Source organism: Microbacterium sp. zg-YB36, from assembly GCF_024623575.2.
Lineage (GTDB): Bacteria > Actinomycetota > Actinomycetes > Actinomycetales > Microbacteriaceae > Microbacterium.
Genome location: NZ_JANJFD020000009.1, coordinates 120,346 through 132,709 on the forward strand (window position 1 = coordinate 120,346; position 12,364 = coordinate 132,709).

The 12,364-nt window shown below is 70.8% G+C and carries 13 protein-coding genes; 8 read left to right on the forward strand and 5 right to left on the reverse strand.

The genetic code is table 11. The features are described 5' to 3' along the window. The first annotated feature begins 146 nt into the window (after window positions 1-146). From secA to NQ151_RS13605, 3 genes are all read left to right on the forward strand, one after another. A complete protein-coding gene (gene secA, locus NQ151_RS13595) occupies window positions 147-2,951 on the forward strand; it encodes a preprotein translocase subunit SecA (RefSeq protein WP_257509410.1) in 2,805 nt (934 codons plus the stop codon). 169 nt (window positions 2,952-3,120) lie between these two features. Then, the gene (locus tag NQ151_RS13600; protein ID WP_257509411.1) at window positions 3,121-4,347 is read left to right on the forward strand and encodes a pyridoxal phosphate-dependent aminotransferase; all 1,227 of its coding nucleotides are present in this window, start codon (window positions 3,121-3,123) and stop codon (window positions 4,345-4,347) included. Between the two features lie 33 nt (window positions 4,348-4,380). Continuing rightward, window positions 4,381-4,734 carry a hypothetical protein gene (locus tag NQ151_RS13605; RefSeq protein WP_257509412.1) on the forward strand — a complete coding sequence of 118 codons (354 nt, stop codon included), beginning with the start codon at window positions 4,381-4,383 and terminating at the stop codon, window positions 4,732-4,734. 3 nt (window positions 4,735-4,737) lie between these two features. Here NQ151_RS13605 and NQ151_RS13610 read toward each other — a convergent pair whose 3' ends face one another. After that, window positions 4,738-5,169: an Rv3235 family protein gene (locus tag NQ151_RS13610; RefSeq protein ID WP_257528413.1), complete on the reverse strand. Its 432-nt coding sequence runs from the start codon at window positions 5,167-5,169 to the stop codon at window positions 4,738-4,740. A 127-nt stretch (window positions 5,170-5,296) separates the two neighbouring features. On the opposite strand from NQ151_RS13610, the gene NQ151_RS13615 reads away from it, so the two are divergent. Continuing rightward, window positions 5,297-5,893: a hypothetical protein gene (locus tag NQ151_RS13615; RefSeq protein WP_257528414.1), complete on the forward strand. Its 597-nt coding sequence runs from the start codon at window positions 5,297-5,299 to the stop codon at window positions 5,891-5,893. A 4-nt stretch (window positions 5,894-5,897) separates the two neighbouring features. Here the strand turns inward: NQ151_RS13615 and NQ151_RS13620 are convergent, their stop codons facing one another. Next, on the reverse strand, window positions 5,898-6,179 hold the full coding sequence (locus tag NQ151_RS13620) for a helix-turn-helix domain-containing protein (protein WP_257509415.1): 282 nt from the start codon (window positions 6,177-6,179) through the stop codon (window positions 5,898-5,900). Between the two features lie 97 nt (window positions 6,180-6,276). Between NQ151_RS13620 and NQ151_RS13625 the strand changes: the two genes are divergently transcribed. Genes NQ151_RS13625 through NQ151_RS13635 form a run of 3 tightly spaced genes read left to right on the forward strand, consistent with a single transcriptional unit; the run spans window position 6,277 to window position 9,695 of the window. Then, the gene (locus NQ151_RS13625; RefSeq protein ID WP_257528415.1) at window positions 6,277-6,906 is read left to right on the forward strand and encodes a CpaB family protein; all 630 of its coding nucleotides are present in this window, start codon (window positions 6,277-6,279) and stop codon (window positions 6,904-6,906) included. Then, on the forward strand, window positions 6,903-8,177 hold the full coding sequence (locus tag NQ151_RS13630) for a CpaE/TadZ family protein (protein WP_257509417.1): 1,275 nt from the start codon (window positions 6,903-6,905) through the stop codon (window positions 8,175-8,177). The genes NQ151_RS13625 and NQ151_RS13630 overlap by 4 nt, the downstream gene beginning before the upstream one ends. A gap of 24 nt (window positions 8,178-8,201) precedes the next feature. Continuing rightward, complete coding sequence (locus NQ151_RS13635) at window positions 8,202-9,695, forward strand: sensor histidine kinase (protein WP_257509418.1); 1,494 nt, start codon at window positions 8,202-8,204, stop codon at window positions 9,693-9,695. Between the two features lie 178 nt (window positions 9,696-9,873). On the opposite strand, the gene NQ151_RS13640 is transcribed toward NQ151_RS13635, so the two are convergent. After that, window positions 9,874-10,122: a WhiB family transcriptional regulator gene (locus NQ151_RS13640; protein ID WP_191718336.1), complete on the reverse strand. Its 249-nt coding sequence runs from the start codon at window positions 10,120-10,122 to the stop codon at window positions 9,874-9,876. A 257-nt stretch (window positions 10,123-10,379) separates the two neighbouring features. Here NQ151_RS13640 and NQ151_RS13645 point away from each other — a divergent pair, with 257 nt between their 5' ends. After that, entirely contained in the window at window positions 10,380-10,787 is a 408-nt protein-coding gene (locus tag NQ151_RS13645) for a histidine kinase (RefSeq protein WP_257509419.1), read from the forward strand. 7 nt (window positions 10,788-10,794) lie between these two features. On the opposite strand, the gene bcp is transcribed toward NQ151_RS13645, so the two are convergent. Together bcp and rsgA are read right to left on the reverse strand one after the other, a co-directional pair. Then, the gene (gene bcp / locus NQ151_RS13650) at window positions 10,795-11,262 is read right to left on the reverse strand and encodes a thioredoxin-dependent thiol peroxidase (protein WP_257528416.1); all 468 of its coding nucleotides are present in this window, start codon (window positions 11,260-11,262) and stop codon (window positions 10,795-10,797) included. 35 nt (window positions 11,263-11,297) lie between these two features. Further along, window positions 11,298-12,347, reverse strand: a complete 1,050-nt coding sequence (rsgA, locus tag NQ151_RS13655) for a ribosome small subunit-dependent GTPase A (RefSeq protein WP_257509421.1) — start codon at window positions 12,345-12,347, stop codon at window positions 11,298-11,300. Between the last annotated feature and the right edge of the window lie 17 nt (window positions 12,348-12,364).

A 12,364-nucleotide genomic window follows, 5' to 3' on the forward strand; every position in this document is an offset into this window, starting at 1 on the left:
GTGGCCGGTTCGCTCAGGGCGAGAGGTCCGGATGCGTCTGCAGGCGACGTCAAGGTCACGGCCCGATAACATGGCGGTGTATGCCCGTGCGCCCGAGCGCGAGGGCGCAGGCACATCCGTGCCGACCCGACAGATGGAGATGCCCCGTGGCCAACCCTCTCGAGAAACTGCTCCGCGCCGGCGAGGGACGGGTGCTGCGGCGCCTGCAGCAGGTCGTCAAGGCAGTCGGCGCCCTCGAAGAGGACTACGCGCAGCTGACCGATGAGGAGCTGCGCGGCGAGACCGCGGAGCTGCGTGCCCGGTACGAAGCGGGCGAGACGCTGGACCACCTCATGCCCGAGGCGTTCGCCGCGGTGCGCGAGGCAGCCAAGCGCACCCTCGGCCAGCGCCCTTACGACGTGCAGGTGATGGGTGGGGCAGCGCTCCACCTCGGCAACATCGCCGAGATGAAGACCGGTGAGGGCAAGACCCTGACCGCCGCACTCCCGGTGTACCTCAACGCCATCGCAGGCAAGGGCGTGCACGTCATCACCGTCAACGACTACCTCGCCTCGTACCAGGCAGACCTGATGGGCCGCGTCTACCGCGCCCTCGGCATGACGTACGGCACGATCATCGCCGGGCAGAACCCCGAGGTGCGCCGCCAGCAGTACAACGCCGACATCACCTACGGCACCAACAACGAGTTCGGGTTCGACTACCTGCGCGACAACATGGCCTGGCGCAAGGACGACCTCGTCCAGCGGGGTCACTTCTACGCCATCGTCGACGAGGTGGACTCCATCCTCATCGACGAGGCGCGCACGCCGCTGATCATCTCCGGTCCGTCATCGGGCGAGGCCAACCGCTGGTTCGTCGAGTTCGCGAAGATCGCCAAGACCCTCGAGCCCGGCGTCGACTACGAAGTCGACGAGAAGAAGCGCACCATCGGCGTGCTCGAGCCCGGTATCGAAAAGGTCGAGGACTACCTCGGCATCGACAACCTGTACGAGTCGGCCAACACCCCGCTCATCTCCTTCCTGAACAACTCGATCAAGGCCCTCGCGCTGTTCAAGCGCGACTCCGACTACGTCGTGATGAACGACGAGGTCATGATCGTCGACGAGCACACCGGCCGCATCCTGGTCGGGCGGCGCTACAACGAAGGCATCCACCAGGCGATCGAGGCCAAGGAGGGCGTGCCGGTCAAGGCGGAGAACCAGACGCTGGCCACCGTCACGCTGCAGAACTACTTCCGCCTGTACGACAAGCTCGCCGGCATGACCGGTACCGCCGAGACCGAGGCGGCGGAGTTCATGTCGACCTACAAGCTCGGTGTGGTCCCGATCCCCACCAACAAGCCGATGATCCGCAAGGACCAGCCGGATCTGGTCTACAAGAACGAGCAGGCCAAATTCGCCCAGGTCGTCGAGGACATCGCCGAGCGCCACGCCGCCGGGCAACCGGTGCTCGTGGGTACCGTCAGCGTCGAGAAGAGCGAGTACCTCTCGCGACTGCTGGCGAAGAAGGGTGTCAAGCACGAGGTCCTCAACGCCAAGAACCACGCCCGTGAGGCCGAGATCGTCGCCCGCGCCGGGCGCCTGGGCGCCGTGACGGTGGCCACCAACATGGCCGGTCGCGGTACCGACATCATGCTCGGCGGCAACGCCGAGTTCCTCGCGGTGCAGGAGATGAAGGCCAAGGGGCTGGATCCCGTCGAGACCCCCGAAGAGTACGAGTCGGAGTGGGATGCCGTCTACGAGGCGGTGCGCGACACCGTCGCCGAAGAGGCCGTCAAGGTCGTCGAGGCCGGTGGCCTGTACGTGCTCGGCACCGAGCGGCACGAGTCCCGCCGCATCGACAACCAGCTGCGCGGCCGCTCCGGCCGTCAGGGCGACCCCGGTGAGAGCCGCTTCTACCTGTCGCTGACCGACGACCTGATGCGGCTGTTCCAGTCGGGCGCCGCCGAGGCGATCCTGGCGCGCACCAACTTCCCCGACGACGTCGCGATCGAATCGACCATGGTGTCCCGGGCCATCAAGAGCGCCCAGACCCAGGTCGAGGCGCGCAACGCCGAGATCCGCAAGAACGTCCTGAAGTACGACGACGTCCTCAACCGCCAGCGCGAGGCGATCTACGCCGACCGCCGGCACATGCTGGAGGGTGACGACCTCTCCGACCGGGTGGCGCACTTCATCGAAGACGCCATCGGGTCGGTCATCGACGACCACACCTCCTCGGGTCACACCGAGAGCTGGGACTTCGATGCGCTGTGGACCGAGCTCAAGACGCTCTACCCGGTGGGGGTCACCATCGACGAGGTCGTCTCCGAAGCGGGCAACAAGGGCCGCATCACCCCGGAGGTGCTCAAGCGCGAGATCCTCTCCGACGCGAAGATCGCCTACGCCCGCCGTGAGGAGACCCTCGGCTCTCCCGCCATGCGTGAGCTGGAACGGCGCGTCGTGCTGCAGGTGCTGGACCGCCGGTGGCGCGAACACCTCTACGAGATGGACTACCTCAAGGACGGCATCGGCCTGCGCGCCATGGCCCAGCGCGACCCGCTCATCGAGTACCAGCGCGAGGGGTACCAGATGTTCCAGGCGATGATGGGGCAGATCAAGGAGGAGTCGGTCGGATTCCTCTACAACCTCGAGGTCGAGGTGCGCCGCGCCGAGGGTCAGGAGGCGCAGGTCGAGGCGAAGGGGCTCGTCGCCCCCGAGCAGCAGGGCCTGGAGTACTCCGCCCCCAGCGACTCCGGCGACGTGGAGGTGCGCAACGCCCGCGGCCAGGTGCAGCAGGCGGCCACCGCCAAGGCACGGCAGGCCCGCACGGCTCCCGCCCCGGCGGCCACCGTGACCGAAGAGGCGCCCCGCGGCGCCTTCGGCCAGCGCACCGACTCCGCAGCCGAGGCCGGCCCGGCATCCGCTCCACAGAACCGCGCACAGCGCCGCGCCACCGGCAAGAAGAAGTAGCGGCAGGCACTGTCCCGCATCACCGGGACAGGAAGACTCACCGACACAGGACGAATCCGGCTGGAATCTCCTGTGTCGGTGAGTTCTCCTGCGCCGGGGAGTGGATGCCGCCGGGGGGCCGGGCCACGGATGGGTCATTGGCCGGTGGCACCGGCGATATCCTGAGCCGATGAGTCCGCTGCGCAATCTCGACCAGTCGAGCAAGCTGAAGAACGTCCTCTACGAGATCCGTGGCCAGGCGCTGGCCGAGGCCGACCGTCTCGAGGACGACGGACACACGATCCTCAAGCTCAACACCGGCAACCCGGCCATCTTCGGCTTCGAGGCGCCGTTCCAGATCGTGCGCGACATGATCGAGGCGGTCCCGCACGCCCACGGCTACAGCGACAGCCGCGGCATCATGTCGGCGCGCCGCGCCGTGGTGTCCCGGTACGAGGAGACGCCCGGGTTCCCGTCATTCGACCCCGACGACGTCTATCTCGGCAACGGCGTGTCCGAGCTGATCACGATGACGATGCAGGCGCTGCTGGACGAGGGCGACGAAGTGCTCATCCCGGCGCCGGACTATCCGCTGTGGACGGCGATGACGAGCCTGGCCGACGGCACGCCGGTGCACTACCGCTGCGACAACGCCAACGGCTGGCAGCCCGATCTCGAGGACATCCGCGCGAAGGTCACGCCCCGCACCAAGGCGATCGTCGTGATCAACCCCAACAACCCCACCGGCGCGGTCTACACCCGCGAGGTGCTGCAGGGGATCGTCGAGATCGCCCGCGAGAACTCGCTGCTGCTGCTGTCGGATGAGATCTACGACCGCATCCTCTTCGACGACGCGCTGCACATCCCGCTGGCGACCCTCGCCCCGGATCTGCTGTGCCTCACCTTCAACGGCCTGTCCAAGACGTACCGCGTCGCCGGATTCCGCTCCGGGTGGATGGTCATCACCGGCCCCAAGAAGCACGCCGCCGGCTTCCTGGAGGGTATTCAGCTGCTGGCATCCACACGCCTGTGCCCCAACGTGCCGGCCCAGTACGCCGTGCAGGCGGCGCTGTCCGGCGTGCAGTCGATCGAGGCGCTCATCGCCCCGACCGGGCGGCTGCACGAGCAGCGGGATGCCGCGTGGGAGGGCCTGGAGGCCATTCCCGGTGTCTCGTGCTTGAAGCCGCAGGGGGCGCTGTACGCATTCCCGCGGCTGGATCCCGAGGTGCACGACATCCGCGACGACGGCAAGCTCGTGTACGACTTCCTGGTCGCCGAGCACGTGCTGCTCGTGCCGGGGACGGGGTTCAACTGGCCCACTCCCGATCACCTGCGCATCGTGACGCTGCCCGAGGCCCGGGTGCTCAGCGAGGCGATCGAGCGCCTGGGCAACTTCCTGGCGTCGTACAAGCAGTAGCGCTCCCACGAGGCCCACTCGTATCGTCGGGTCATGTCCATCGAACTGAACCGGCCCGCCCTGCGCCACGCGCGCGCCCTCATCCGCGACGGCAAGGTCGTGCGTGACGACCGCGATGCCTGGTCCGAGGCCGCCCCCGGCGCGGACGAGGAGAACGCATTCATCGAACGGGCGGGGTGGACCGAGTACGCGCACTGGCACCTGGGCGTGGACCGCGACCAGAACCGCCACACCAAGCAGGCCTACACGTTCCCGTTCGGCGATTTCCGCCGTGTGCACCGCTCGGGGATCATCTCCGCCGAGAGCCGCGCCGGTCAGCACGATCACGCCGAGATCCGTGACGCGTTGAAGTCGCTCCTGGAGCTGATCGACGCCGACGCTCCGTAGCGGCTAGAGGAGCGCCAGCGACGTCGCCCGCCAGCGCCGGTCCATGCCCTCGAGGCGGATCGCGACGGCGCGGGTGCGTGCCGGTCCGGAGACCACCACGACCGCCTCGATGACCCCATCGGCGGGGGAGGACTGGATGATGGTGCCGATCACGTGCACCGGGCGGGTGGCGGCGACACCGCGGGCGCTGCGGGCGCGGGCGCGCAGGTTCGCCCGGGTGACCAGCGCATGGAACGGCTCCTCGGTGAACCAACGCGCGAGCTGGTCGACCTCCCGCACGCCGGCGAGCACTTCCAGCACCCCGCGGGTGAGGTTGCGCAGCAGCGGCTCGGGATCGGGCAGATCGCTGGTGGACGTGCGCTGCGGGGCGAGGAAGTCGTCCACGGCGACGGAGGAGGGGGCGGGACGCGGTGCCGGTGAGGGTGTCGGGACCATGCGTCGTCCAATCTCTCGACGAGGAACTGGCACGAGTGAACCACAGCGGGTCAACCCTCGGGGTGAGAATCCTCCAACCTGTGGACAGTGCTTCGGCGTCGCCCGGACGGGGCGCTACATTCGCGGGATGCGCTGGGATCGCCTGTTCGAGGACCTCGAGGACCAGCTCGCGTCCGAATGGGAGGCCGAACGGGCGGCGCTGGACACCGAGGCGGAGCGGCTGCGGGTGTCCCGCCTGCCGCTGCGGGAGCGGCTGCGGGCTCTGCTGGGCACGGATGCCGCGGTCTCGGTGGAACTCATCGACGGCACCGGCGGTGCCGGCAGGGTATCGGCGGTAGGCGCCGACTGGTTCGCGCTGACCCTCGCGACCCGCCGCGGCGGCGCGCTGCTGGTGCCGTTCACGGGGGCGGCGACGATCGGGATGCCGCACGCGGAACTGCTGCGAACCGCGCGCGCCGAGGCAGCCGCAGCGCGGCTGGCCGACCGCATGACGCTGGGATTCGTGTTGCGGGACCTGTCGCGCCGACGCATCCCGGTGACGGCGGGACTGGCCGGCGGGCGAATGCTGTCGGGCACGATCGACCGCGCCGGTGCCGACCACGTCGATCTGGCCCTGCACGACCATGACCAGCCGCGCCGGGCGGACGCCGTCAGCGGCCACCGGATGGTGCCGATGTCCTCGCTGCTGTGGGTGCGGCTGGAATCCGCCGCAGCCCTCGGGTGAGGGCTCAGTCGGGCCGGCGGACCGTGCCGCGGCCCCACAGCTCCGGGAAGCTCGCGGCGTTGGACTGCCGCCACAGCGCCATGCGCCGCGCCTCTTCGGCCTGGTCGTCGAGGTAGCCCGCCACGCTGTCCGGCTCGATCCGCCACTGCGCCGGTGAGCCCACCTTCATCCCCCGCAAGCGCCCGTCCAGCACCAGGGCGACCACCTCGTCGACCGACACGCCGAGCAGCTCGGCGACCTGCGCGGGCGCGAGCAGCGGCGCATCGGGGGGCGGGGTGGCCGGCATCCCCCCATTATCGGGGGCACCACCCCCACCGGGCCGACGCGCGCCGGGCTGTGGATAAACCTCCGCACGCCCGGCGCGGTTCGGTCACCATGGGTGCATGATCGCACCGGACTCCCCGCCCGCGCGCACGCGCGCGTTCTGGGCCGACATGCGGTTCGTGCTGGGCATCGTGCTCATCGTCGCCTCGGTCGCGGGCGTGTGGTTCGTGGTCACGGCGGCGCGCCAGACGGTGCCGGTGTTCGCCGCGGCCCGCACGATCGTGCCGGGGGAGGAGGTGGATGCCGGCTCGCTCCAGGTCGTCGACGTCGCCCTGGGTCAGGTGGGCGACGCGTACGCCGCGCCGGGGCTGCTGGAGCCGGGCACGATCGCGACGCGCACGATCACCAAGGGCGAACTGGTGCCGCTCAGCGCGGTCGGGGCTGCGTCGGCGAGTGACCTCACCTCGGTGGTGCTGCGCTCCGCGACCGACGTGCCCGCCGCAGTGACGTCCGGTGCAAGCGTGGAGATCTGGGCGGCGGCGGCCCTGGAGCACGGCCGGTTCGAGCAGCCGCGCATCCTGGTGCCCGACGCGACGGTGGCCACCGTCACCCGGGACGACTCGGTGATGGGCAGCGACAGCGCCGCGCTGGAGCTGATCATCCCGCGCGCCGATGTCGCGGCGACCCTCGCGGCGATCGCCGGAGGGGCCGCGCTGTCGGTCGTACCCGTCGCGGGCGGTACCCGGTGACCAGCGCCGTCGTCGCTGTCGACGCCGCCGCAGCCTCGGACATCGCGCTCGCGCTCGAGCGCGATGGGGTGCAGGCGGTGGCCGCAGTGGCCGCCGCAGCGCCCGCCCGCGCCGCTGCCGACGCGCTGCTGGGCGACGAGGGCCGCGACCTGCTGGCGGCGGTCACCGCCGCCGACCTGCTGCTGCTGGAGCTGCGCCGCGACACGATCGGTCCCGCGTTGGTGTCGCTGTGCGACCGCCACGGGGTGCGGATCGTCCCGCTGTGCGACACGCAGGGGGACGAGCGGCTGGCCGAGCTGTATGGGCTGCCGGCCCCGCTGGCGCTGGCCGACGGCCGCGGAATCTCCGCAGCGTTGGCATCGGGACCGCCGCAGCCGCAGACCCCGCCGACGCGTGCGGGCCGCGTGATCGCGGTGTGGGGACCTACCGGAGCGCCCGGCCGCAGCACCGTCGCGGTGGAACTGGCGGTGGAGCTCGCCCGCGACGGCAGGCGAGTGGGACTGGTGGATGCCGACACCCACGCGCCGTCGCTGGCGCTGGCGCTGGGCCTGGCAGACGAGGGCCCGGGGTTCGCCGCGGCGTGCCGGCAGGCCGACCACGACGCGCTGACCCCCGCCGAACTGAGCCGCATCAGCGTGCCGCTGGGCCGCGGCGTCGAAGTGCTCACCGGGCTCAATCGCCCGGGTCGCTGGCCGGAGCTGAGCGCGCAGCGCGTGACAGCGGCGCTGCAGGTGTGCCGCGCCTGGACGGACGAGACGATCGTCGATGTGGCCGCCTCGCTCGAGCGGGACGAGGAGATCGTCAGCGACCTCGCCGGCCCCCGGCGCAACGCCGCAGCCCTCGCGGCGGTGCGCGCGGCCGACCTCATCGTGGCCGTCGCATCGGCAGACCCGGTCGGAATGGCCCGTTTCGTCCGCGGTCACGCCGAACTGCGCGCCACGATCGGGGCGACCCCGGTGATCGTGGTGGTCAACCGCATGCGAGGGGGAGTGCTGGGGGTGGACCCCCGCGGGCAGGTGCGCGCCACACTGGACCGGTTCTGCGGCATCCGGGACGTGTGGTTCCTGCCGTACGACCTGAAGGCGACGGATGCCGCGATGCTCGCCGCCCGACCGGTACTGGAGGTGGCAGGGCGCAGCGCGCTGTCGGCTGCCGTGCGCAGGCTCGTGGGGGAGGCGGTCGCCCCCGTCGCGTCCGCGCCGCCCGCCGCCGCCCGCTCACGCCGGGCGCGACCCGGCCGCGGCAAGGGGGTCTTCGCGCGGACCGCCTGAACCACACCCGGTTAGGGTGAAAGGGTGTCCACGCTCAGCGATCTCGTCTATGCCCAGGGGCGGTCATCCGCCGAAGACGTGGAGTGGCTGCACCGCCTCGCCGGTGACGGCCAGCTGCTGGCGGACCTCGCCTTCGCGGACATCGTGGTGTGGGTGCCCACTTCCGACGACTCGTTCATCGCCGTCGCGCACACCCGTCCGAGCGGATCGGCCACCCTGTTCTATCGCGACATCGTGGGCGACCGGGTGCGGCCGCAGTGGCGCACCCAGGTGCGGGACGCCTTCACCGGCGCGCGCATCGTCGACTCGGCGTCGCCCGATTGGTTCGAGGAGACCCCGACGCGGGTGCGCGCCGTGCCGATCGTGCGCGAACGCGCCCACGGCGACGTTGCCCCGCACGTCATCGGCGTGCTCACCCGCCACACCAATCTGGGGGAGACGCGCACACCGTCGCGGCAGCAGATCACCTTCAACGACTGCGCCGACGACCTGTTCTCGATGGTGGCATCCGCCGACTTCCCCGATCTGAACGCCCCCACCTCTCCCCGTCGCGGCGCGCCGCGCGCCTCCGACGGCCTCATCCGCCTCGACCCCGACGGCATCACGACCTTCGCCAGCCCCAACGCGCTGTCGGCGTTCAACCGCCTCGGCTTCGAAGAGGAGCTGGAGGGGGAGTCGCTCGTGGAGGTGACCACCGGCATCCTCCCCGCCAACCGGCAGTTCGACGAGTCGCTGCCGGTCGTGGTGACCGGCCGTGCGCCGTGGCGGGCGGACGTGGAGGCGCGGGGGGTCACCGTGTCGCTGCGGACGATTCCGCTGCGCGACCATGACAAGCGCATCGGCGCGATCGTGCTGTGCCGCGATGTGACGGAGATCCGCCATCAGGAGCAGGAGCTCATCACGAAGGATGCCACGATCCGTGAGATCCACCACCGGGTGAAGAACAACCTGCAGACGGTCGCGTCGCTGCTGCGCATCCAGGCGCGCCGCACGCACTCCGACGAAGCCCGCGAGGCGCTGACGCAGGCGATGCGGCGCGTGTCGGCCATCGCGGTGGTGCACGACACGCTGTCGGAGGGACTGGCGCAGAACGTCGCCTTCGACGAGGTGTTCGCGCGGGTGCTCAAACTGGTCGCCGAAGTCGCCGCCGCACCCAACACCCGGGCTCGCACGCGCACCACCGGTCAGTTCGGCACGCTGCCGAGCGAATACGCGACGCCCCTGGCCCTGGCGCTGACGGAACTGGTCACCAACGCCGTCGAACACGGCCTGGCCGGCAAGGAGGGAGATGTGGAGATCGCCGCCGAGCGCAGCGACGAGCGGCTGCAGGTCATCGTCCGCGACACCGGCAGCGGCCTGCCCGAGGGTCAGGTGGGCCGGGGCCTGGGTACCCAGATCGTCCGCACGCTCATTCAGGGCGAGCTGGGCGGCACCATCGACTGGCACACCATCACCGGCAGCGGCACCGAGGTGACCATCGACATTCCGCTGCGCTACATCGAGCGCAGCGCCGGCTGAGCCCCGCACGCACGAACGACGCGGGCCCCCCCCGCGGGGGGGGGGGGGGGGTGTGGGGTGTGGGGGGGGCGGCGCCCCCGGGGTTCGCGCGGCGCCCCCCCCCCCGCCCCCACGCCCGCCCCCCCGGCGGGGGGGGGCCCCGCGTCGTTTGCGTGTGGGGCCGATGCGCCCCGCCGTGTCAGCTGGCGCGGCGGGCGCGAGCGGCGCGGCGCTTGAGCGCGCGCCGTTCGTCTTCGGACAATCCTCCCCACACGCCCGAGTCCTGGCCGGTCTCGAGGGCGTACTGCAAGCAGATCTCAGTGACGGTGCAACGAGCGCACACCGCCTTCGCTTTCTCGATCTGCTCCACTGCCGGGCCGGTGTTGCCCACAGGGAAGAACAGTTCGGGGTCGACAGTGAGGCAGGCGGATTTGTCGCGCCAATCCATATTGGGGTGCTCCTTGATGGGGGGAAACGTTCACGTGCGGTTCAGAGTGCGGATACGGGTTTCCGGTACTCTGGGGATGTGCGAGCCTCTTGCTCGCCCCACTTCGCTGTGGGAGCACACAACTTGTCAATGGTTTCACAGTGCGGCGAGTCCCGGCAAGGGTTTATTCCTGCGTGTTCGGCAGAACTGGCTGAGGATCTGCCCAATGCCCTGGAGGATTCGCACAAAGCCGCCCGAACTCGGAAGCTGATTTCAGGATGCCGACCACCCCCGCGCCCACTCCCATCGCACGACTCGGCGGCGCACTGCTCGCGCTCGAGGCGCTGGGGGTCGCCGCCCTCGTCGGCTGGCAGGTCGTCGCTCTGGCCGGCGGCGACACCGGATCGATGTCCAGTGCCATCGCGCTGATGGTGCTCACCGCCGTCACGGCGGTGGCCGTCGCGGCATTCTCGGTCGCGGTCTTCCGCGGTCAGTCGTGGGGGCGCTCGGGCGGCATCGTCGTGCAGCTGCTGCTGCTGGCGGTCGCACTCGGCGCCGTCACCGGCACCTTCGCCGACCCGACGGTCGCCCTGCTGCTGGCGGGTCCGGCACTGCTGACACTGGTGCTGCTCGTGCTCGGCGTGCGTGAGGCGGCGCCGCGCTCGGAAGACCGCGACGCCGCCTGAGCCGAGCTCAGCCGACCTTCAGGAGCGTGCGCAGCCGCGCCACGTGACCGGTGGCCTTGACGTTGCGCAGGGCATGCTCGATCACGCCGTCGGCGTCGATCACGAACGTGGAGCGGATGACGCCCTCGACGACCTTGCCGTAGTTCATCTTCTCGCCCCACGCGCCGTACGCCTCGTGGACGGCGTGGTCGGGGTCGCTCAGCAGGTCGAAGCTGAGCGCGTCCCGCTCGCGGAACGCGCGCAGCTTCGCGGGGTCGTCCCGGGAGACTCCGAGCACGGTGTAGTCGGCCGCCTGCAGCGCGGGGAAGCTGTCGCGGAAGTCGCAGGCCTGGGTCGTGCACCCGGGGGTCATCGCCGCGGGGTAGAAGTACACGATGACCCGCTGGCCGCGCAGCGATGACAGCGAGACCTGCCGGCCGTCCTGGTCGGTGAGGGTGAAATCGGGTGCGGCGGTGCCGGGCTGCGGGGAAGTCATCCCTCCAGCCTAAAGACGTCGACGCGGTGCCGGGCTCACTTATCGGCGAAGGTGGTGAGGAGTCGATGCAACGAATCCAGTCGTGCCGGGCCGTTGGGGCCGAGCTTGCCCTCCGCCACTGCTTCGGCGATGGCGCAATCGGGTGCGTCGGGGCGGTGCGTGCACCCGCGGGGGCATTCCGCGGCGACCGCGGCGAGGTCGGTGAACGCCGCCAGGATGTTCGCCGGGTCCACGTGCCCGAGGCCGAACGAGCGCACGCCCGGGGTGTCGATGACCCAGCCGTTGCCGTTCTCGCCGTGGTAGCGCAGTGTCACCGTGGAGCTGGAGGTGTGGCGGCCGCGGCCGGTCACCTGGTTCACGACGCCGGTGGCGCGGTGCGCGTCGGGGACCAGTTCGTTCACGAGCGTCGACTTGCCCACACCGGAATGGCCGACGAACACGGTCGAGTGGCCGGACAGGTGGCGGCCGATCTCGGCGGTCGGCATCGCGCCGCGGGCGCTGGTGAACACCTGCAGCCCTTCGACGCCGTCGAAGTGGGACAGGAACGCCGTGGGGTCGGCCAGATCGGTCTTGGTGACCACCAGCAGCGGGCGGATGCCGGCATCCAGCGCCGCGATGAGGTAACGGTCCACCAGACGCTCCCGGGGTTCCGGGTCGGCGGCGGCGACGACGATGAGCATCTGGTCGGCGTTGGCCACGACGATGCGCTCGACCTGGTCGGTGTCGTCGGCGGAGCGGCGCAGCAGCGAGGTGCGCTCCTGCAGGCCCACGATGCGCGACAGTGTCCCGTCGCCTCCCGACGTGTCGCCGACGACTCGGGCGAGGTCGCCGTTGACGATGGGCGTCTTGCGCAGCTCGCGGGCGCGCACTGCCAGCGCGGTGTGCTCGTCGGGGGTGTCCTCGTCCATCAGCACGGTGTAGCGACCGCGGTCCACTCCCAGCACCCGCGCGATGCGGGCGTCGGCGTGCGCGGGACGGCGCTTGGTGCGCGGCCGGTTCGCCTTCGGGTTCGGGCGCATGCGGATGTTCGCCTCATCGAACTCCGGGGCATCGTCGGGGCCGTCGGTGTCGTCGAGCCAGCTCACTGCGTGCCCCGCCCGTG